The organism is Streptomyces sp. NPDC028305 (assembly GCF_055569495.1).
The window spans coordinates 30736-53183 of sequence record NZ_JBVHTN010000012.1 but is presented as its reverse complement, the minus strand read 5'-3'; the positions used below and the strand labels follow the sequence as shown (position 1 = coordinate 53183).

General features: G+C 72.2%; 9 protein-coding genes. 8 read left to right on the top strand and 1 reads right to left on the bottom strand.

Annotation, left to right across the window (positions count from 1 at the left end; all coding sequences use genetic code 11):
- Nucleotides 1-121 precede the first annotated feature (121 nt).
- From sbnA to ACZ4WQ_RS42175, 8 genes are all read left to right on the top strand, one after another.
- Nucleotides 122-1117: a 2,3-diaminopropionate biosynthesis protein SbnA gene (sbnA, locus tag ACZ4WQ_RS42210; protein ID WP_311721783.1), complete on the top strand. Its 996-nt coding sequence runs from the start codon at nucleotides 122-124 to the stop codon at nucleotides 1115-1117.
- Nucleotides 1114-5715 carry an amino acid adenylation domain-containing protein gene (locus tag ACZ4WQ_RS42205; RefSeq protein ID WP_398372944.1) on the top strand — a complete coding sequence of 1534 codons (4602 nt, stop codon included), beginning with the start codon at nucleotides 1114-1116 and terminating at the stop codon, nucleotides 5713-5715. The genes sbnA and ACZ4WQ_RS42205 overlap by 4 nt, the downstream gene beginning before the upstream one ends.
- Nucleotides 5712-17492, top strand: coding sequence for a non-ribosomal peptide synthetase (locus ACZ4WQ_RS42200; protein ID WP_468022818.1), 11781 nt, complete (start codon nucleotides 5712-5714; stop codon nucleotides 17490-17492). Before ACZ4WQ_RS42205 ends, ACZ4WQ_RS42200 begins: the two co-directional genes overlap by 4 nt.
- A 64-nt stretch (nucleotides 17493-17556) precedes the next feature.
- Nucleotides 17557-18375 (top strand): ABC transporter permease, encoded by an 819-nt coding sequence (locus ACZ4WQ_RS42195; RefSeq protein ID WP_468022817.1) that lies wholly within the window; start codon nucleotides 17557-17559, stop codon nucleotides 18373-18375.
- A 40-nt stretch (nucleotides 18376-18415) separates the two neighbouring features.
- The gene (locus tag ACZ4WQ_RS42190; RefSeq protein ID WP_311721787.1) at nucleotides 18416-19645 is read left to right on the top strand and encodes a cytochrome P450; all 1230 of its coding nucleotides are present in this window, start codon (nucleotides 18416-18418) and stop codon (nucleotides 19643-19645) included.
- A 25-nt stretch (nucleotides 19646-19670) separates the two neighbouring features.
- Complete coding sequence (locus ACZ4WQ_RS42185) at nucleotides 19671-19886, top strand: MbtH family protein (RefSeq protein ID WP_311721788.1); 216 nt, start codon at nucleotides 19671-19673, stop codon at nucleotides 19884-19886.
- Complete coding sequence (locus tag ACZ4WQ_RS42180) at nucleotides 19883-20851, top strand: ATP-binding cassette domain-containing protein (RefSeq protein ID WP_358843074.1); 969 nt, start codon at nucleotides 19883-19885, stop codon at nucleotides 20849-20851. The genes ACZ4WQ_RS42185 and ACZ4WQ_RS42180 overlap by 4 nt, the downstream gene beginning before the upstream one ends.
- A 129-nt stretch (nucleotides 20852-20980) precedes the next feature.
- Nucleotides 20981-22003 (top strand): methyltransferase, encoded by a 1023-nt coding sequence (locus ACZ4WQ_RS42175; RefSeq protein ID WP_385338514.1) that lies wholly within the window; start codon nucleotides 20981-20983, stop codon nucleotides 22001-22003.
- Nucleotides 22004-22287: 284 nt separating this feature from the next.
- Here the strand turns inward: ACZ4WQ_RS42175 and ACZ4WQ_RS42170 are convergent, their stop codons facing one another.
- Complete coding sequence (locus ACZ4WQ_RS42170) at nucleotides 22288-22437, bottom strand: hypothetical protein (protein ID WP_311721791.1); 150 nt, start codon at nucleotides 22435-22437, stop codon at nucleotides 22288-22290.
- Nucleotides 22438-22448: the final 11 nt, after the last annotated feature.

Sequence of the window (22448 nt, the reverse complement as noted above, 5' to 3'; positions counted from 1 at the left end):
CCATCGTCGGGGATTGCGAGTCAGGGAGTAGGGGTTCGGAGAAGATGTCGATGACGGAGTCGCGGTCGGCTTTCTCGATCACTTCTGGGGATCGGATCCAACGAGTTCTCCGGGAGTTGCGATGACGGTGATCACCCGGCCCGAGGAGTTCAACGTCGGGGACCTCTATGTGGCCATGGAGCCGATGTTCGGGCAGTCGCTCTACCTCAAGTGCGAGGGCTTCAACTTCGCGGGCTCGGTGAAGCTGAAGGCGGCCCTGGAGATGGTCGGCGCCGCCGAGCGGGCCGGCGTGCTGCGCCCCGGCACGACCATCGTCGAGAGCTCGTCGGGCAATCTGGGCGTCGCGCTGAGCATCGTCGCGGCGAGCTACGGCTACGGCTTCGTGTGTGTCACCGATTCGCGCTGCACGCTGAGCGCGCAGCGGTTGATGCGGGCGCACGGCGCGGAGGTGCGCGTGGTGACCGAGCCGCATGCGGAGCGCGGGTTGCTCGGTGCCCGGCTGGCGTACGTCGAGCAACTGTGCCGGGAGAACGAGCAATACGTCTGGCTCGACCAGTACAGCAACCCGGCGAACTGGATCGCGCACGCGCGCACGACCGGCCCGGAGATCCTCAAGCAGTTCCCGGAACTGGACGTGCTGTTCGTCGGTGCGGGCACCACCGGAACGCTGATGGGCTGCGCGCGCCACCTGCGCGAGGAGAAGCCGTCCGTGCGGATCGTGGCGATCGATGCTGAGGGGTCGGTCACCTTCGGGTTCCCGCCCGCGCCGCGGTTCATCCCGGGCCTCGGCACCGCGGTGCGGCCCACCCTGCTGGACCGGTCATACGTCGATGAAGTGGTCCTCGTGGCCGAACCGGACACCGTGCGCACCTGCCGGACGATGCAGCGCAACGGTTTTCTGTTCGGCGGCTCGACCGGGACCGTGGTCGCCGGCGCGCTTCGCTGGCTGGCCGAGCACGCGCCGGCCGGCGACCTCACCGCCGTGGCCATCGCACCGGACCTCGGTGAGCGCTATCTGGACACCATCTACGACGACGAGTGGGTGGCGGAGCACTTCGGGGCCGGCGCGCCGGCCCCGACCGTGGCGGAGTCCGCCACCACCAGGAGGCAGTCGTGACCGCAGCGCAGCCGCACCCGACGGCGGATACCCGGACCGTGTTCCCGCTGATGGCGGGCCAGGCGGAGATCTGGTACGACGAGCAGTTCTCCGGCGGGACGCCGGCCTACAACTCCGGCGTGTGCGTGGACATCCGCGGCCCGGTGGACCCTGCGGTGCTGGAGGCCTCCGTACGGCAGCTGGTGCACGAGGCGGAGTGCACCCGGATTCAGTTCGTCGAGCGGGACGGGCTGCCCCAGCAGACCGTACGGCCACTGCCCGCCCTGCCGATGACCTGGCACGACCTGTCCGGAGAGCCGGACACCGAAGCCGCCGCCCGGCGGTGGATGGACACCGACCTGGTGCGCCCGTTCGCGATCACCGACTTCCCGCTGATGCGGCTGGCCGCGCTGCGGCTGGGCCCCGAGCGGACCCAGCTGTACCTCTGCATCCACCATGCGATCAGCGACGGCTACAGCCATATCGTGTACTGGCGCCGGTTCGCGGAGATCTATGCGACCCGTGCCGTCGGCGGCGACCCGGGCCAGGGTGCGCTGCCGCCGTTGCGGCTGCTGATCGAGGAGGAGGAGTCCTACCTCGGATCACGGTTCGAGGAGCGGGACCGCACGTTCTGGCGGGCCCGGTTTCCGCGGCCCACCGCGGCGACCACGCTGTCCACCCGGTCGCCGGTGCACTCGCTGCCCCGCGCGTTCCTGCGCCGTACCCGCGTGTTGGACGAGCGGGTGTCCGGCGCCGTACGCGGTGCCGCGACCGGGGCCGGGGTGACCACCGGCGCGCTGATGATGGCCGCGACCGCCCTCTACACCAACCGGATGACGGGCGCCGAGGACGTGACGCTGACGGTCGCGGCGAGCGCCCGGACGAGTGCGGCCGCCCTCAAGATCCCCGGGATGACCGCGAACTTCCTGCCGATGGAGGTGCACGTCGACCGCGCGGAGAGCCGTCCGGAACTGCTCCGCCGAACCTCGGCGGAGCTCGGCGGGCTGCTGCGCCGCCAGCGCTACCGGGTCGGCGCGATCCGCCGCGACCTCGGCCTCCAGGCCGACGACCCCTGGCCGACCGGCCCGTTCGTGAACATGCTGCCGCTGCTGACCGGGCTGGACCTGGGCCCGTGCACGGCGACGGTGGAGAACCTCACCACCGGCCTGGTCAGCGACCTGATGGTGACCACGGTCGACAACCCCGGCGAGACCCTGCGGCTGAGCATCAACGGCAACCCGGACCTGTACCACCCGGACGAGGTGGCCGATCACCTGGACCGGTTCGCGGGGTTCCTCGGCCGGTTCGCCGGCTCCGCGGAGCAGGCCCTCGTGGGCGAGGTGCCGCTGCTCGACGCCATCGAGGTTGGCCACTACGACCGGATGTCCGCCGGGCCGGTCCGCGACGAGCCGTACCTGAGCGTCCCCGCGACGATCCGTGCGGTCGCCGCGCGGCAGCCCGACGCGGTGGCGCTGGTCGACGGTCCGGGCGACGCGCCACGCGAGGTGACCTACGGGCAACTGGTGGCGCGCGCGAACGCGTTGGCCCGGCGGCTGCCGGACACCGGGCTGGTCGGCGTGGTCGCCGGGCCGGGCGCCGCGTTCGTCGTCGGGGTGCTCGGCACCTGGGGCGCGGGCGCGGCATACGTGCCGTTGGACGTGCGGGCCCCCGTCGCGCGCACCGCCGGCCTGGTGGCCGACAACGCGATCGGCTGCCTGCTGGTGGACGCCGAACACCTCGAGTTGGCCACCGAGATCGCCGCCGTGACCCATGCCGACATCGTGCTGCTGGACGACGCTGAGGACACCGACCTCGCCGAGCTGCCCGACGACCCGGACGAGCTGGCGTATGTCATCTTCACCTCCGGCTCCACGGGCACACCGAAGGGCGCGATGGTGCACCACGGCGGCATGGTGAACCACCTGCGCGCCAAGATCGAGGACTTGGGCCTGACGCCGGCCGACACGGTCCTCGAGAACGCGCCGCTCACCTTCGACATCTCCGTCTGGCAGCTGCTGGCGGGCCTGCTGGTCGGCGGCCGGGTGCGCATCGTGTCGCGCGTCGTCGCCGCCGACCCGAACCTGTTGTTCCCGCTGGTCGTGGACGAGGGCGTCACCGTGGTCGAGGTGGTGCCGTCGCTGCTGCGCGCCGCGCTGGACTCGTGGGACGCCCTGGACGGCGGCCCGCGGCTGAGCACCCTGCGCCGGCTTCTGGTGACGGGCGAGGCGATGCCCGCCGACCTGTGCCGCCGCTGGTTCCGCCGCGAATCGAAGATCCCCGTGCTCAACGCCTACGGACCCACCGAGTGCTCGGACGACGTCACGCACGCGGTGCTCACCGCCGAGGACGGCACCAGCGGCATGGCGCGGCGCCGGGTTCCGATCGGCCGCGCGGTCCGCAACACCTCGCTGTATGTGCTGGGCGACGATCTGCGTGCGGTGCCCCGTGGCGCCATCGGCGAGTTGTACGTCGGCGGTTCCGGCGTCGGCCGCGGCTATCTCGGTGATCCGGCGAAGACCGCGACGGCGTTTCTGCCCGATCCGTTCGCGGGCGCCGGTTCGCGGATGTACCGCACCGGCGACCGGGTGGTCTGGCGGTCGGACGGGCAGCTGGAGTTCGTGGAGCGCCGCGACCACCAGGTGAAGCTGCGCGGAAACCGGATCGAACTGGCCGAGGTCGAGGCCGCGATGCAGGCGCTGCCGCAGGTGCGGGACGCCGCCGCGGCCGTGTTCGGTGAGCTCGGCAGGCAGCGGCTGGTCGGCTATGTGGTGCCCACGGGTGGAGCGGAGGCCGATCCGGCCCGGCTGCGCGAGCGGCTCGGCGAGGTGCTGCCGGAGTACATGGTGCCGTCCGTGCTGGTGACCCTGGACGCGCTGCCGCTGACCGGGCACGGCAAGGTGGACCGCCGGGCGCTGCCCGAGCCGGAGGCGGACGAGGTGGCGCGGGCGGGTGTGGCCCGTGACCCGGAGACACCGGAGGAGCAGCTGCTCTGCCGGCTGTTCGCCGACGCGCTCGGGCTGCCCGCGATCGGCCCGGACGACAACTTCTTCGCCCTGGGCGGGGACAGCATCATCTCGATCCAGGTGTCCAGCCGGATCGGCAGGGAGGGCCTGCTGGTCACCCCGCAGCAGATCTTCCAGCTGAAGACCCCGGCCGCGATCGCGGCCGCCGCCGTGCCGGCGGGGCAGTCGGCGGTGCCGCGCGCGGAGGACGGCGTCGGCGAGGTCGAGCCGCCGCCGGTGACCGCGCAACTGCGCGCGGACCTGGCCCTGTTGGCCGCGGACGGCCTGCCGACGGCGGTCCGCCGCTACGGCCAGTACGTGGTGGTCGAGGTCCCGTCCGAGGTGGACGTCGACCGGCTCGGCTTCGCGCTCCAGGCCGTGCTCGACCACCACGACGCGCTCCGGATGCAGGTGAGCGTCCCGGTCGCCGGGCAGTGGGTGATGGAGACCCTGCCGCCGGGGGCGGTGAAGGCGAGCGACGTGCTCACCGAGGCCGCCCTCGCGCCGATACCGGAGCTCGCGGCGGCCGCACAGGCCCGCATGGACCCGGAGCGCGGGATCGTCACCCAGGTGGTGCTGGTCCGCGGCGCGGACGGCGCCCCGGACCGGCTGCTGTGGCTGGTGAACCACCTGTGCGTGGACGGCGTGTCGTGGCGGGTGCTGGTGCCGGACCTGCGCGAGGCGTGGGAGTCCGCGGTGGCGGACCGGGACATCGCGCTCACCGCCGTCGGCACCTCGTACCGCCAGTGGTGCCGCGCGCTCGGCCGGAACGCCCGGTCCAGCGCCCGGCTCGCGGAGTTCCCGGCCTGGCTCGAGCAGGTGCGCGACCCGGGGCCGCCGATGGCCGACCGGCCGCTCGACCCGCTGCGCGACACCTACGCCACCGGGCACTCGCTGCGCCTGGTCCTGCCGCCCGAGGTGACCAGGCCACTGCTCAGTGTGACCCCGGCCGCACTGGGGGTCGAGGTCAACGACGTGCTGCTGACCGCGCTGGGCATCGCCGTCGCCGACTGGCGGCGCCGCAGGGGCGAGCCCGCCGGGCAGGTCCTGGTGGAGCTGGAAGGGCACGGCCGCGAGCCGATCGACGGCGAGGACCTGGCCCGCACGGTGGGCTGGTTCACGAGCATCTTCCCGGTGCGGCTGGATGTGTCGGCGGACGGTGCGGTGCCGGACTGGGACGACCTCTGGGCGGGCGGTGAATCGCTGGGACGGCTCGCGGCGCGCACGTACTCCGCGCCCGACCGCGGCCTGGGCTACGGACTGCTGCGCTACCTCAATGCTCAGACGGAGTCCGCGCTGGGGCGGTTCGCGCCGCCCGAGCTCGGCCTGAACTACCTGGGCCGGTTCACCGCGGGTACCGGAACGGGCGCCTGGCGGCTGGACGGCGGCGACGCGGTGATCGCCACCGCCACGAGCGCCGACATGCCGCTGCGGCACGTCCTGGCCGTCACACCCGTCACCGAGGACCGGCCGACCGGGCCGCACCTGGTGGCCGACTGGCTCTGGGCGGGCGAGCTGTTCGGCGACGCGGAAGCCGGAGACATCGCGCACACCTGGTTCCGGGCGTTGCGCGCCCTCGTCGTCCACTGCGGACTCAACGGTAGGGAGAGATCGTGACACAGCCGGAGACAGCCGCAGCGGGCGGACAGCACGACGCGCACGATGTCGAGCTGACCCCCTCGGTGCAGCGGCTGCGGGACCGGGCCGGTGCGCTGCCGGGTCCGGCCGCGCAGCTGGGCGAGTACCTGGTCCTGGACGCCCCGGAGGGCACCGACCTGGCCGCGCTGACCGCGGCCGTGCAGGCGCTGCTCGACCGGCACGAGGCGCTGCGGCTGTGCTTGAACGAGCCGTTCGAGGGCCTCCTGACGCTGGGCGTACGGCCGGCGGCCGCGGTGCGCGCGGAGCGGCTCGTGACCGAGGCCGCCGCGGCCACAGGCCCGGCAGAGCCGGCCGAGCTGGCCGCCGCCGCGCGGACCCGGCTGGCGGTGGGCGAAGGCGTCGCGCTCCAGGTGGTGCTCACCGGGCAGCGCATCCTGATGCTGGCGCACGAGCTGGTGGCGGACGCCGCGTCGTGGCGGGTGCTCGCCGAGGACCTGCTCGCCGGGTGCCGCGACGCCGTCGCCGGCCGCGTGCCGGTGGCGGGCGACGTGCCGGTGTCCTACCGGGCGTGGGCGACCGAGCTGGCCGGGCAGGCGCGCGCCGCGCGCCGGGTGCGTGAACTGCCGTCGTGGACGGAACAGCTCGACTCCGACGCCCAGTTGGTGCCGGACGCCGTGCTGGACCCGGCCACGCACACCGTGGCCGCGGTGCGTCACCTCCGGCAGGAGGTGTCCGCCGGGACCAGCACGGCGCTGCTGTCCACGCTGCCGTCGGCGTTCCACGCCACCACCGAGGACGCGCTGCTGGCCGCGTTGGCGCTGGCCGGCTCCGCGCACCGCGGAGAGGCCGAGACGGGCCGCACCGCCCTGCTGGTCGAGCTGGACGGATACGCGAGGGAACGGCTCGTCGAGGGACTGGACCTCGGCCGTACGGTCGGCCGCTGCACCAGCGGGTTCCCGGTCCGGGCGGACGCGGCCGTCACGTATGTGGAGGATCTCGCCCCGGGCGATGCGGACCTCGACGACGCGGTCAAGCGGGTCAAGGAGCAGCTGCGGGCGCTGCCGGACGGCGGCTCCGGCTATGGCCTGCTGCGCCACCTCAACCCGCAGACCGGCGACGTGCTCGCCCGGCGCGGAACCCCGCAGGTGCGGCTGCGGTTCGACGGCGAGCTGCCGGGCCCGGTGACCGCCGAGGCGGACCCGGCCACCCCGGCCGGCCATGTGGTGACCGTGACCGTGGCGGTTCGCGACGGCAGGCTGGTCGCCGACTGGGCGTATCTGCCCGATCTGCTCCCCGGCGGCGAGGAACTGGCCGGGGAGTGGCTGCGGCTGCTGGACCTGCTGGCCGAGCACACCGCCACGCCGGGCGCGGGCGGCCGTACGCCCTCCGACCTGACGGTATCGACGCTGACGCAGCGCGAGATCGACGGACTCGAGGCCGACCTCGGCCCGCTCGAGGACGTGCTGTCCCTGTCGCCGCTCCAGAAGGGCATGCTGTTCCACGCGGGCCTGCACAAGAACGAGCTGGACGTCTACCACGTCCAGGTGCTCGCGGACCTGACCGGCCCGCTGGCTCCCGATCGGCTGCGCGCCGCCGCGGCGAGCCTGTTGGACCGGCACGTCAACCTGCGCTGCTGCTTCCGCTACAGCGCGACCGGCGAGCAGCTCCAGGTCATCCCCGAGTCGGTCGAGCTGCCGTGGTCGGAAGTGGACATGACCGGCGCCTCCGAGGCGGAGCTCGCCGATTTCGCGGCCGCCGACCGGGATCGCGGTGTCGACCTGGCGGCGCCGCCGCTCATGCGGTTCACGCTGATCCGCGTCGGCCCGGACAGACACCGTCTGCTGTGGACGTTCCACCACATCGTGGCGGACGGCTGGTCCACCCCGATCGTGATGCGCGAGCTGCTGGCCGCCTACCGAGGGGGCGCGGCGTCGTTCACCGAACCCAGGCCGTACCAGGACTATCTGAGATGGCTGGACAGCCGGGACGACGAGACCGCCGAGCAGGCGTGGCGTGGCGCGATGGCGAACGTCTCCGAGGGGACGCTGATCTCACCGCACGGCGACGAGGTCCCGCCGGTGCGGCCCGAGCATCTCTTCTTCGACCTGCCGGCTGACCTGACCTCGGCGGTCACCGAGTTCGCCCGCCGCCGTGAGCTCACGCTCGGCACCGTGATGCACAGCTGCTGGGCGATCCTGGTCGGCCAGCTCACCGGCAGCCGGGACGTGGTGTTCGGCAGCGTGCAGTCCGGCCGCCCGGCCGACCTGTCCGGAGTGGACGACATGGTCGGCATGTTCGTGAACACCCTGCCGGTGCCGGTGCGGCTCGACCCGTACCGGTCGTTCGCCGAGGTGGCGGCCGACCTCCAGGACCAGCAGCTGGGTCTGACCGAACACCAGCACCTCGGTCTCGGCGACATCCAGCGGCTGACCGGGATCCGTCGGCTGCTGGACACGTCGGTGACCATCCAGAACTACCCGATGGACATCGCGGAGCTGAGCGCGATCGTGCCGGGGCTCGCGGTGGACGACATCCGCGCCGAGCTGTCCGGCGAGTACTCGATGGCGCTGCTGGTGCATCCGGGCAGACAGATCAGGCTACAGCTGGCGTACCGTCCGGACCTGTTCGGACCGGCCGACGCCGAACGGGTCGCGCGGCGGCTGATCGGGCTGCTGGGCACCGTGGTGGCGGGCGCGGACCGCCCGCTGGGGGCGCTCGACGCGCTCACCGCCGGTGAGCGTGGCGACATCATCGGCCCGTGGGCGGGTTCGATCGCCGAGCGCCGTGTGTGCGACGTGCCGACGCTGTTCGCCGAGCGGGTCGCCGCCGCGCCGGACGCACCGGCGCTGAGCTGGACCGGCGCCACGATGAGCTACGCCGAACTGGACGCGCGGGCCAACCGGATGGCGCGCGAGCTGGTCGCGTGCGGCGCGGGCCCGGACACGCTCGTCGCGCTGGTGCTGCCGCGCACCCCCGAACTGCTGGTATCGGTGCTGGCGACGCAGAAGGCCGGTGCCGCCTATGTCCCGGTCGACCCGCAGTATCCGGCCGACCGGATCGCGTTCATGCTCGGCGACTCCCGGCCCGCCGTGATCGTGTCCACGGTGGACATCAGCCAGGCGCTGCCGGCGTCCGAGGCCGAGATGATCCTGGTCGACGACGCGGACTGCGCGGCGCGGGTGGCCGCCCGTCCCGCGGGCGACCTGACCGACGCCGAGCGCACCCGGCCGCTTCTGCCCACCGATGCCGCGTATGTGATCTACACGTCCGGCTCGACCGGGCAGCCCAAGGGCGTCGTGGTGGACCACCTCGGGTTCACCAAGATGGTCTTCGACCTGATCGCGAAGTTCGACGTCGTGCCGGACACCCGGATGCTCCAGTTCGCGCCGTCCAGTTTCGACGCGTCGATCTGGGAGTGGTCGATGGCGCTGCTCGGCGGCGGCACGCTGGTGCTGACCGACGAGCTGAGCAGGCTGCCCGGTCCGGCCCTGGTCGACCTGATCGCCGAGCAGCGGGTCAACCTGCTGGCGTTCCCTCCCGCCGTCGCCGCGGCGCTGCCCGACGGCAGCACCCTGCCCTCCGACCTGACCATGGTGGTCGCCGGCGAGGCGTGCCAGAAGGAGGTCGTGACCCGCTGGTCGGACAGCGTCCGGATGTTCAACGGCTACGGCCCGACCGAGACCGTGCTCGCCTCCACCGCCGCGGGCCCGCTGCACGGGCCCGAGCGCCCGGCGATCGGCCGGCCGCTGGCGGCGCACCGGGTGTACCTCCTGGACTCCGCGCTGCGCCCGGTACCGGCCGGGGTGACCGGGGAGATCTACGTCAGCGGCGGCCTGGCCCGCGGCTATCTGAACCGGCAGGGCTTCACCGCGACCCGGTTCGTGGCCTCCCCGTTCGATCCCGGTGGCGAGCGGATGTACCGCACCGGCGACCTGGCCCGCTGGGACGACCGCGGTGTGCTGCACTACGTGGGCCGCGTGGACGACCAGGTGAAGCTGCGCGGCTACCGGATCGAACTCGGCGAGGTCGAGGCCGCGTTGCGCGGCGCGCCCGCGGTCGGCGACGCGTCCGTGGTGCTCGGCGAGGACGGCGGCGGCAAACGGCTGGTCGGCTATGTCGTGCCGGTGCCCGGCGGCGAGCTGCCGGATGTGGACCTGGTGCGCGAGCACGTGTCCGGGTCGCTTCCCGACTACATGGTGCCCGCCGCGCTGGTCGCGCTGGAGACCCTGCCGCTGACCCCGAACGGCAAGGTGGACCGCGCGGCGCTGCCCGAGCCGGGCGCCGTGGCACGGCCCGCCGGCCGCGCTCCGAGGACCCCGCTGGAGGAGAGCCTCGCGTTTGTCTTCGCCCAGGTGCTGGGCCTGGACTCGATCGGCATCGACGACGACTTCTTCGCCCTGGGCGGGCACTCGCTGCTGGCCACGAAGGTGATCGCCCGGCTGCGGGCGATGCTGAACCTGGAGGTGCCGATCCGGGCGCTGTTTGAGGCCCCGACGGTCGCGGGCCTCGCGCTGGCGATCGGCGGCGCGGCGGCAGCGCGCCCGCCGCTGCGGCCGGCGCCCCGCGAAGGCGGGCGGACCGGGCTGTCCTTCGCGCAGCAGCGCCTGTGGTTCCTGGACCGGCTCCAGGAGGACGAGGGCGCCGGCATGTACAACGTGCCGATCGCGGTGCGGCTGTCCGCGGCCGCGGACGAGCCCGCGCTGCGCGCCGCGCTCGCCGATGTGACCACGCGCCACGAGGTGCTGCGCACCGTGTACTCCGACGAGGGCGGTGCCCCCGTGCAGCGGGTCCTCGATCCGCGGCCGGAGGTGCCGGTCACCGTCGTGCGCATCGGGGCCGAACACCTGGACGACGCGCTCGCGACCCAGGCGGACTTGAGGATCGACCTGACCCGGACACCGCTGCGCTGCGTGCTGTACGAAGTGGACAACGGCGAGCACGTGCTGCTCCTGGTGATCCATCACATCGCCTTCGACGGCGGGTCGATCACCCCGCTGGTGCGCGATCTGTGCGCCGCGTACTCGGCGCGGATCGCCGGGCACGCCCCCGACTGGGCGCCGCTCTCCGTGCAGTACCGGGACTACGGCGTATGGCAGAGCGACTTCCTCGGAGACACCGACGATCCGGAGAGCGTGTCCGCGCGCCAGCTCGACTACTGGCGCAAGGCGCTGGAGGGCGTCCCGGAGGCGCTGGACGTCGCGACCGACTATCTGCGCCCCGCGGTGTCCGGGTACGAGGGCGAGGAACTGCCGTTCGAGGTCCCGGAGCGGCTGCACCGCGACCTGACGCGCCTCGCGGCCGATCTGGACGCCAGCCTGTTCATGGTGGTCCAGGCGGCGTTCGCGACGCTGCTCGCCCGGCTCGGCGCGGGCACCGACATCCCGGTCGGCACCCCGGTCGCCGGCCGCGACGACGAGGCGCTGGAGGACCTGATCGGGTTCTTCGTCAACACCCTGGTGCTGCGGACCGACACCAGCGGCGACCCGACGTTCGCCGAGCTGATCGACCGGGTGCGGGAGTCGGACCTGGCTGCGTACGCCCACCAGGATCTGCCGTTCGAGCACCTGGTCGAGGCGCTCAACCCGAACCGGTCACTGACCCGGCAGCCGCTGTTCCAGTACATGCTGACGATGACCAGCCGGGTCGACACGACCGCTGAGGCGGCCGCGTTGTTCGGATCGGTCGAGCCGGTTCCGTTGCGCCGTGCCAAGTTCGACCTGTCGCTGCTGCTCGACGAGTGCTTCCGCGACGGCGAGCCGAGCTCGATGGTCGGCGTCCTGGAGTATCGCACCGAGCTTTACGCCCGATCCACCGCGCAGCGCACCATCGACCGGTTCCTGGCGCTGCTGACCGCGGTGGTCACGGACCCGCACGCCCGGCTGAGCGAACTGGGCGCGCTGCCGGCGGCGGAGCAGGCGCACCTGCACACGCTGGGCACCGGCCCGGTCACCACGGAGCGCTACGAGGGCCTGGTGGCCCGCGTACGGGCGCACGCCGCGGCCCGGCCCGACGACATCGCGGTGGTCGACCCGGACGGTGCCACCACGTACGCCGGCCTGGTCGGCCGGGCCAGCGCGCTGTCCCGGCGGCTGACCGGCAGCGAGCGGGTGGCCGTGCTGTCCGACCGCGGTGCCGGCCACATCGCCGCCGTGCTGGGCGTGCTGGGCGCGGGTCGGGCGTATGTGCCGCTGGATGTCACGGCGAGCCCGAGCCGGCTCGTCGACACCCTGCTGGACAGCGGGGCGACCCGGCTGGTGGTCGATGAGTCCCACAGCGCCCTCGGCACCGAACTGCTCGCCGTGCTGGCGGAGCAGCACGAGGTGCGGGCCGAGCTGGTGCCGCTGGGGGACCAGGTGGACGAGGCCGCCGATCTCGCGCCGGACGTGGACGCCCCGGAGGCGCTCGCCTACGTGATCTTCACGTCCGGGTCGACCGGCCGGCCGAAGGCGGTCGCGGTCCACCGCGCGGGCATGGTCAACCACCTGCTCGCCAAGGTCGAGGCACTGCGGCTGACCCCGGAGGACCGGCTCATCCACAACGCGCCGGTCACCGTCGACATCTCGGTGTGGCAGATGCTGACGCCGCTGCTGGTCGGCGGCGTGGTGCGGGTGGTGGACCACGACGTGGCCCGCGAGCCGCGCGTGCTGTTCGAGACCGTGCGGACCGACGACGTCACCGTGCTCGAGGTGGTCCCGTCCCTGCTGTCGGCCGCGCTCGACGGGTGGGAGACCGACGGCGCCGAGGTGGACCTCGGCACTCTGCGCTGGCTGGCGATCACCGGCGAGGCGGTGCCGCCGGACCTGTGCAACCGCTGGCTGGCCAGGTTCCCACGGGTGCCGATGATGAACTGCTACGGCCCGACCGAGTGCTCCGACGACGTCACCCACGCCGAGATCCGCACACCGCTGGCGGCGGCCCGGCGGGTGCCGATCGGCAGACCGCTGCGCAACACGACGTTGCATGTGCTCGGCCCCGACCTGCGCCCGGTACCCAGCGGCGTGCCCGGCGAGCTGTTCGTGAGCGGCGCCGGTGTCGGCGTCGGCTACCTGGGCCTGGCCACGCGCACCGCGACCGCGTTCGTGGCCGATCCGGCCGCGGCGGACGGCAGCCGGATGTACCGCACCGGCGACCTGGTCCGCTGGGGCGCGGACGGCGACCTGGAATACCTGGGCAGGCTCGACGACCAGGTCAAGGTCCGGGGGTTCCGGATCGAGCTGAGCGAGGTCGAGACCGCGCTGCGCGCGCTGCCCTACGTCAGGGAGGCCGCGGCGCGCGTGGACGGGAAGGACGGAAACACGTGGCTGTCCGGCTACGTCGTGCCCGCCCCGGGCGCGCAGGTGCCGGCCACCGCCGTCATCAAGGCCGATCTCGCGGCGGCCCTGCCCGACTACATGGTGCCGTCGGCGGTGCTGCTGCTCGACGAGCTGCCGCTGACGCCCAACGGCAAGGTGGACCGCCCCGCGCTGACGGCGATCGAGCCGAGCGTGTCCGAGGAGAGCCGCGAGCCGCGGACCCCGGCGGAGCAGTTGGTGTGCACCGTGTTCGCGGAGGTACTCGGCAGGACCGGTGTCGGCCTCGACGAGGACTTCTTCGAGCTGGGCGGGCATTCGCTGCTGGCGATCTTCGCGCTGGGCCGGGTGCGCGCCGCGACAGGCGTCGACCTGCCGGTTCGCGCGCTGTTCGAGGCGCCCACCCCGGCCGCGCTGGCAGCGCTGCTGCCCGAGGCCGAACAGGCGAGCCGGCCGCCGTTGCGGCCCGCCGCCCCGCTCGCCGACGGCGAGCTGTGGCCGCTGTCGTTCGCACAGCGCAGGTTGTGGTTCCTCAACCACATGGCCGAAGGCGGAACCGGCACCTACAACGTGCCCATCGCGGTGCGCTATTCGGGCGTGCCCGACCCGGGGGCGTTCGAGGCGGCGCTCGGCGACGTCGTGGCACGCCACCAGGTCCTGCACACGGTCTTCCCCCAGGACGCCGACGGAGTGCCGCACCAGGTGCCGAGGCCGGAGTTCCGGCCGCGGCTGCGGGTCGTGGACATGGCGGCAGCGGACCTCGCGGCCGAGCTGGCACATGAGGTGGACCGCGGCTTCGAGCTGGAGACCGAGTGCCCGCTGCGGGCCCACCTGTACCGGCTGGACGACGGCGAGTCGGTGTCGCTCATCGTGTTCCACCACATCGCGGTGGACGGTGTGTCGACCGGACCGCTGCTGCGGCAGTTCGCCGAGGCGTACACCGCGCGGCTGGCGGGCCGGGCGCCGGACTGGGCGCCGGAGGCCCTGCAGTACACGGATTTCGCGGTGTGGCAGCGAGATCTGCTCGGCTCCGAGCGGGATCCGGACGGCCCGCTGTCCTCGCAACTGGACGAATGGCGCGAGGTGCTCGCCGATCTGCCGGACGAACTGGAGCTGCCACGCGACTTCGCGCGGCCCGCGGTCAGCGGCCACACGGGCGACATGGTCCGCTTCGATCTCGACGCCGACCTGCATCACGCGCTGGCCAAGCTGGCCCAGGAGCACAACAGCACGCTGTTCATGGTCATGCAGGCCGCCGTCGCGGCCCTGCTCACCAAGCTGGGTGCCGGCACGGACATCCCGCTGGGCAGTACGGTCGCCGGCCGCGACGACGAGGGCCTGCACGACATGATCGGGTTCTTTGTGAACACGCTCGTGCTGCGCACCGACACCAGCGGCGACCCGAGCTTCGTGGATCTGCTGGATCGGGTCCGGGAGACCGACCTGGCCGCGTACGCCCGGCAGGACGTGCCGTTCGAGTACCTCGTGGAGGCGCTCAACCCGGCCCGGTCGATGGCCAGGCACCCGCTGTTCCAGGTGCTGGTGCAGTTCACCCCGGACGACGGCGCGTCGGCGCTGGGGCTGCCGGGCTTCGACTGCCGCGAGGAGCCGCTCCACACCACGCGGCCCAAGGTGGACCTGGCCTTCGACCTGTTCGAACGACGGTCGGACGGCGCGCCGGACGGCGTCTCCGGCGTCCTGGTGTACAGCTCGGACCTTTTCACCAGGACCTCGGCGCAGCGGTTGGGTGAGCGGCTGACCAGGCTGCTGCGCGCCGTCGCCGAACGGCCGGACGAGCGGCTGGGCGCGCTGACGGTGCTGGAGCCGGGTGAGCGGGAGCGCATCCTGGTGCGGCGCAACGACACCGCGGCCGCCGTGCCCACCGCGCTGCTGCCCGGCCTGTTCGCCGAGTCGGTGCTCCGCAACCCGGACCGGGTCGCACTGCGCTGCGGCGCACACGCGCTCACCTACCGGGAACTGGACGGGCGGGTCGGCCGGTTGGCCGCCGCGCTCCTCGCGCGGGGCGCCGGTCTCGAGACGGTGGTCGGCATCGCGCTGCCACGCGTGACGGACCTGGTGGTCGCCGCGCTCGCGGTGGTTCGCGCCGGGGCGGCGTATCTGCCCCTGGACCCGGACCACCCGGTCGACCGCATCCGCTACATGCTGGAGGACGCACGGCCGCTGCTGGTGATCACCGACGCGGCGACCTCGGCCGAGCTGCCGGACACGGATGTGCCGCGGCTACTGGTCGATGAAATGGACGAACTGGATGAAACGGGCGGGCTGGACAGGCCGGCTGAGGCGGTCGGGACGGCCCTCGCGGAGCCCGTCGGGCTGCTGCCGGACCACGCGGCGTACCTGATCTACACATCCGGCTCGACCGGCCGCCCGAAGGGCGTCGCCGTGCCGCACGGTGCGCTGCGCAATCTGCTGGCCGACATGCGCGGCAGACTGGCGGTCGCGGCGGGGGAGCGCTTCCTCGCGACCACCACGTTCGGCTTCGACATGGCCAACCTGGAGCTGTTCGTCCCCCTGCTGACGGGCAGCGAGGTCGTCCTCGCGGACCGGGCGGCGGTACGCGACGCGCAGGCGCTGGCGGCATTGATCACGGCCGAGCGGATCGATGTCATGCAGGCGACCCCGAGCCTGTGGCAGGCGCTGTTGGACGCGGACGCCGAGGCGCTGCACGGACTGCGGGTGATCACCGGCGGGGAGGCGATCAGCGAGCCGCTGGCGGCCGGCCTGGCCGCGGCGGCCCGCTCGGTGCTCAACGTCTACGGCCCGACCGAGACCACGATCTGGTCCACGTCCTCCGAGCTGGACCCCGAGCGGGCCGGGGCGCCCGCGATCGGCCTGCCGATCGCGAACACCCGGGTCTACCTGCTGGATTCCGCGCTGCGACCGGTGCCGGACCGCGTGCTGGGCGAGCTGTACATCGCCGGCGACGGCCTCGCCCGTGGCTACCACGGCCGCCCCGGTCTGACCGCGGACCGGTTCGTCGCCGACCCGTTCGGCTCGCCCGGCTCCCGGATGTACCGCACCGGCGACCTGGTCCGCTGGGGCCACGACGGTCGGCTCGAGTACGTCGGCCGCAGCGACCACCAGGTCAAGATCCGCGGCTTCCGGATCGAGCTCGGCGAGGTCGAGGCCGCGCTGCGCGCGCTTCCCGGCGTCCGGGACGCCCTGGTGACCGTCGACGGCGAACGGTCACGGCTGTTCGGCTATGTGGTGTCCGAGCCGGGCGCCGAGCCGGAGGCGGCGCAGCTGCGCGCGCAGCTCGCCGCGTGGCTGCCGGAGTATCTGCGGCCGTCCGCCCTGGCCGTACTGGACGCCTGGCCGCTGACTCCCAACGGCAAGGTGGACCGGTCGGCGCTGCCGGCACCGGAGGCGGCGGTCACCGACCAGCGCGCACCGGAGACGGTGCTGGAGGAGCTGCTCTGCGGCGTGTTCGCGGATGTGCTCGGCCTGCCCGAAGTGGGCGTGCTGGACGACTTCTTCGAGCTCGGCGGGCACTCGCTGCTCGCCCCCGGGCTGATCAACCGCGCCGTGCGGGCCGGGCTCCGGCTGGATATCTCGGACCTGTTCACCCATCGCACGGCCGCCCGACTGGCCGCGGTCGCGAGCGAGCGGCAGCCGCCCGAGCGGGTGGCGGCCTGGCGCGGCGAGGCGATGGGCCGCGTGTTCGACGACGCCGAGGGTGTCGAGGAACTCGACCCGGTGGCCCCGGTGCTTCCGATCCGGCCGGAGGGCGACCGCGCCCCGCTGTTCTTCGTGCACAGCGGCGTCGGTTTCGCGCTGCCGTACATCGGCCTGGCCCTGCGCCTGGAGCCGGGCCACCCGGTCTACGGGCTCCAGTCGCCGGCGCTGTCCGGTGCGGCGGAGCTGCCGGAGAGCGTGGGCGAACTGGCCGACGAGTACCTCGCCCGCATCCGGGAGATCCAGCCCGAGGGTCCGTACCACCTGTTCGGCTGGTCGTTCGGCGGCCTGGTGGTGCAGGAGCTCGCGGCCCGGCTACGGAAGGCGGGAGCGCAGGTCGCCCTCGTGGTGAATCTGGACGGCTACCCGGAGCACGACCAACCGGCGGAGCAGCGGTCCGAGTCCGAGATGCTGGTGAACGTCATGGAGGTGATCGGGCACGATCGAGCTCAGTTCGATGGGCGCGAACTCACCCCGGACGACGTGCTGGACGTGCTGCGTCACGGCGAGCATCCGCTGCTCGCGCTCGGCGAGGACCGGGTGCGCCGGATCATGGCACTGTCCCACCGGCACGGGGCGCTGATACGGGAGTTCGTGCCGCAGCACTACGACGGCGAGATGCACCTGGTGGCCGCCACCGCCGACCGCGACGACGCGGAGGCGGCGGAGCTGGTCGACCGCTGGCGGCCGTACGTCGGACACGTCACCAGGCACGCCGTGGACGTCGGGCACGAGTACCTCATGCACCCGGCCCCGCAGGCATGGCTCGCCGCCGTGATCAACCGTCTGCTGAAGGAAGTTTCGGCCTGATGTGTGTGCAGGAGTTCGATGCCGTGTCCGGACGACCGGAGGCCCCGATGAAAGGTAGTGCGGCATGACCACGGAGGTGTTGCGGGTCCGGGAGCGTGCCCTGGCATCGGCCATGATCGAGATCGAGACGGTGGCGGGCCGACGGCTGCGCAGGCTGCGCCGCGCGCCCGGCAGGATGGTCGGAATCATCATGAACCCGATCATCGTGCTGGTGGCGTTCGGCTATCTGCTCGGCGGATCGGTGGTGGCGCCCGGCAACACCGACTACACCGAGTACATCTTCGCCGGTGGGCTGATGCAGGTGGGCCTGGCCGGCATCACGCCCACGGCGGTGGCCGTCGCGCTGGACCTGCGCAGCGGACTCGTCGACCGGATGCGCTCGCTGCCGATCTCCAGGGCCACGGTGCTGATCGGCAACTCGCTCGGCGATCTGGTGATGGGCGTGCTGGGCATCGCCGTGGTCACCCTCGCCGGCCTGATCCTCGGCTGGCGCCCGCACACCGACCCGCTGTCCGTGCTGGCGGGGTTCGGGGTGGCGGCCGTGTTCATCTACGCCATGGTCTGGGTCGGCATCATGCTCGGCCTGCTCTGGCGCAACCTGGAGACCATCGAGTCGGTCGGCGGCCTCATCGCGGTGCTGTTCTCGTTCCTGTCCACCGGGTTCATCTCGCCCGACAAGATGCCCGCGCTGGTCCGCCCGGTCGCCGAGTGGAACCCGGTCAGCGCCGTGGTCACGGCGGTGCGCGAGCTGTGGGGCAACCCGCAGAACGTCTCCGGGTTCGCCGCCACCCACTCCGCCCTCGTGTGCGTGGTGTCCCTCGCGGCCGTGCTGCTGATCACCGGCGTGATCAGCATGCGGCGCTACCGGACCAGTCAGTACTGACAAGTCCCACCGAAGGAGTTTCGATGCCGAGGGAGACGTCATGACCGCGCAACCGGCCGACGCGCGCGAAGACCTGCGGTTCCCGGACCTGGCCGACCCGCGTACGTATCTCGACGTCGACCTGCCGGCGATGTGGCGCGAGCTGCGCGCCGAGGCGCCGGTCCACTGGAATCCGCCCGCCGAGGACCGGCCCGGATTCTGGGCCATATCCCGCTATGACGATGTGCTGGCGGTCTACAAGGACAACAAGCGGTTCACGTCGGAGAAGGGCAACGTGCTGTCCACGCTGCTCCAGGGCGGTGACTCCGCGGGCGGCAAGATGCTCGCCGTCACCGACGGCCTCCGGCACCGCGAGACCCGCAAGCTGATGCTGAAGTCGTTCTCGCCGCGGGTACTGGAGCACGTCGGCCAGCTGGTGCGCAGACGTACCCAGCAGCTGATCGCGGACGTCGTCGCGCGGCGGGAGGCGGACTTCGCCACCGATGTCGCGGACCACATCCCGATCAACACCATCGGCGACCTGATGGACATCCCGGTCGCCGACCGCGGCAAGCTGGTCGAGTGGAACAACCGCACCCTCTCCCGCTACGACGAGGACGACTCGCAGGTGGAGGAGTGGCTGGCACGCAACGAGATCCTGCTCTACTTCGGTGAGCTGGCCAAGCAGCGCCGCAAGTCGCCGGGGGAGGACGTCATCAGCGCGCTGGCCACCGGACTGGTGGACGGCGAGCCACTGTCCGAGGACGAGATCGTCTTCAACTGCTACAGCCTGGTGCTCGGCGCGGACGAGTCCAGCCGGATGTCCTCGATCGGCGCGCTGATCGCGTTCACCGAGCACCCGGACCAGTGGCGGGCCCTGAAGAACGGGGAGGTCAGCCTCGCCGACGCCACCGAGGAAGTGCTGCGCTGGACGACACCTGCCATGCATTTCGGGCGCCGCGCGCTCGAGGACGTGCCGGTGGGGGACGAGGTGATCCGCGCGGGCGACGTGGTGACCCTGTGGAACTCCTCGGCGAACTTCGACGACGACGTCTTCCCGGACGCCCAGCGGTTCGACCTCGGCCGCAAGCCCAACCGGCACGTCGCGTTCGGCCACGGCCCGCATTACTGCATCGGCGCGTTCCTGGGGCGCGCGCACGTTTCCGCGGTGCTGGAGGCGTTGCGCGACCAGGTCGCGGAAATCGAACTGCGCGGCGAGCCGCGGCGACTGTACTCCAATTTCGTCTACGGGTACGTAGGGCTGCCGGTTGCACTCACCGCGGAACGGTGAAATCGCGTAAAGGAGGAGTGGAGAAATGAGCGGCAATCCCTTTGACGACGAGAACGGCACTTTCGTGGTGCTCACCAATTCGGAGGAGCAGTACTCGCTCTGGCCGTCGTTCGCCGAGGTGCCGGACGGCTGGACCGTCGTGCACGAGGAGAGCACCCGGGCCGAGGCGGTGGAGTACGTGGAGACGCACTGGAGCGACATGCGGCCCAAGTCGCTGCGGGATCGCGTGGCCCAGCGGTGACGTCCGCCATCAGGGCAGAAGGCCTCGCCCGGCGCTATGGCGGGGTGACCGCGCTGGCCGGCATCGACCTCGACGTGGGCGCGGGTACGGTGCTGGGCCTGCTCGGCCCCAACGGGGCGGGCAAGACCACCGCGGTCCGAATCCTGTCCACGCTGCTGGAGCCGAGCGGCGGCCGAGCCGAGGTGGCCGGGTTCGACGTGGCCCGCGAGCCGGCACAGGTGCGCAGGCGGATCGGGCTGGCCGGGCAGTACGCGGCGGTCGACGAACTGCTCACCGGCCGCGAGAACCTGGTGATGTTCGGCAGACTGCTGCACATGAGCCGGCGGGTCGCGCGGGAACGCGCGGATGAGCTGGTGCGGCGGTTCGAGCTGACCCAGGCCGCCGACCGCCCGGCGGGCACCTACTCCGGCGGCATGCGCAGACGGCTGGACCTGGCCAGCTGCCTGATCGGGTCGCCGGAGGTGCTGTTCCTGGACGAGCCGACGGTCGGTCTCGACCCGGCGAGCCGGATCGTCCTGTGGAGCACCGTTCGCGGCCTGGTCGACGACGGCATGACTGTTCTGCTCACCACCCAGTACCTGGACGAGGCCGACTGGCTGGCCGACGAGATCGTGGTGATCGAGTCGGGCCGGGTGATCGCGGCGGGCACGCCGGACGAGCTCAAGCGCAAGGTGGGCGAGGACCGGCTGGAGGTGCAGTTGGTCGCCTCGGCCGGCGCCGACGAGGTCGCCGTCACCACCGCGGCGGCGGTGCGCGCGCTCGCCCCGATCGCCCAGTCGCCGCCCACCGTGGACGCTGTGACCGGGCGGGTCTCGGTTCAGCTCAACGACGGCGCCCAGGGCGTCGGTGCCGCCGCGATCGCCCTCCGCGAGGCGGGCGTCGACGTCGCGGACTTCGTGCTGCGCAGGCCGACGCTGGACGACGTGTTCCTCAACCTGGTCGGCCACTCGGCCGACAACGGGTGAAGTCCGTCAGCGGTCCGGGATCCTCGGCTGCGGACGGGCTCAGACTCGTGCGTTTTTAGGTTTTCGAGGTATTGCCGGTGCCTCATCGCATCCGATCGAGGCGATTCAAAGACACTCAAAGGACAGGCTATGAGCGAAGTGAGCAGTGTTCGGGTGCGTGAGACCATGTACGCGGGGTGGCTGAGCGCCGCGGTGTACTCCGCCGCACGGCTGCGGGTGGCCGATCATCTGGCCGATGGAGCGCGTGGCATCGACGAACTGGCGGAGCTGACCCGCACACACCCGGAGTCGCTCTACCGGCTGATGCGCGCCCTGGCCGGCGCCGGATACTTCCGTGAGGAGGAGAACCGGCGGTTCGGGACGACCCCGCTGGCCGACTTCCTGCGCTCCGACACCGAGGACTCGGTCAAGGACCTCGTGCTGTTCTACGGCCGAGAGGTCTACCGGGCCTACGGGGCGCTGTCCGAGGCCGTGCGCACCGGCGACCGCGCGTTCGACATCGAGTACGGCATGCCGCTGTGGGACTACCTGAACACGGTGGAGGACACCGGGAACGCGTTCCGCAAGGGAATGGGCGCCGCCACCTGGACCGAGCAGCTGCCGCTGCCGCGGACGTACCCCTTCGACGGCATCGGCACCCTGGTCGACGTCGGAGGCGGAACGGGCTCGATGCTCGCCGCCGTGCTGCACGAGCACCCCGAGATGAAGGGCGTGCTGGTGGAGATCTCCGCCGGAATCGACCGCACCATGCGCCACTTCAAGGAGGCGGGTGTGGAGGACCGCGTCGAGGTGCGCGAGGGCAGCGCGTTCGACGAGCTCCCCGAGGGCGACGCCTACCTGATCAGCTGTGTGCTGCACGCGATGGACGACGAGCAGAGCGTTCGCGCACTGCGCCGGATGCGGGACTCGGTCAGACCCGGCGGCCGGGTGGTCATCCTGGAGCGGATCGTGCCGGCGGGCAACGAGCCGGGCCTGGCGCGGATGCTGGACCTGACCATGATGCTGATGAACGGCGGCAAGGAGCGCACCGAACTGGAGTGGCGGACTCTGCTCTCCGCGAGTGGCTTCCGGTTCACCCGTGCGGTGGCGATGCCGTACTTCAGCGGCGGTGCGGAGCTCTACGCCATCGAGGGCGTGCCCGCCGAGGACTGAAGATGAGCGAAGAGGGGCGCCTCCGCCTGCGGTGATCCGGTCCGCCTGGGACCGGATCACTCTGGGACAGTCGGGGGCGCCCCTTCGTCTTGCCCTTGACACATCCGCGCGCATGCCCCTCACTGACAAATGGCTGACGCGCGGCTGACGCGCGGCTGACGCGGTTATAGCGGGTTGTCCACCGGTCGAAGGTAGGGCTAGCCCCATGTTCCGGGACGGCGCAGTTCCGCTAGTGTCGTCATCCGCACCGCGATTTGGGCTACGACCTGTGCATCCGTCAGATCTCAGATTTCGGGAGCGCCATGCGGACGAAGTTCTGCTGCGTCGCGGGCCCTGCTTTCGGCGGATTCACCGCCGAGCACATCGGCGCATTCGAACTGCGGTTCGTCAATGGTGCCCACACGTTCTTCAGCACCAGCATTTTCCAGCTCCATCGTGCTTCGAC

Excerpts from the sequence above, each read along its gene's own strand:
- ACZ4WQ_RS42190 (WP_311721787.1), top strand. The coding sequence starts at position 18,416 with ATGACCGCGCAACCGGCCGACGCGCGCGAAGACCTGCGGTTCCCGGAC.
- ACZ4WQ_RS42170 (WP_311721791.1), bottom strand. The coding sequence starts at position 22,437 with ATGGAGCTGGAAAATGCTGGTGCTGAAGAACGTGTGGGCACCATTGAC.
- ACZ4WQ_RS42175 (WP_385338514.1), top strand. The coding sequence starts at position 20,981 with ATGAGCGAAGTGAGCAGTGTTCGGGTGCGTGAGACCATGTACGCGGGG.
- sbnA (WP_311721783.1), top strand. The coding sequence starts at position 122 with ATGACGGTGATCACCCGGCCCGAGGAGTTCAACGTCGGGGACCTCTAT.
- ACZ4WQ_RS42195 (WP_468022817.1), top strand. The coding sequence starts at position 17,557 with ATGACCACGGAGGTGTTGCGGGTCCGGGAGCGTGCCCTGGCATCGGCC.
- ACZ4WQ_RS42185 (WP_311721788.1), top strand. The coding sequence starts at position 19,671 with ATGAGCGGCAATCCCTTTGACGACGAGAACGGCACTTTCGTGGTGCTC.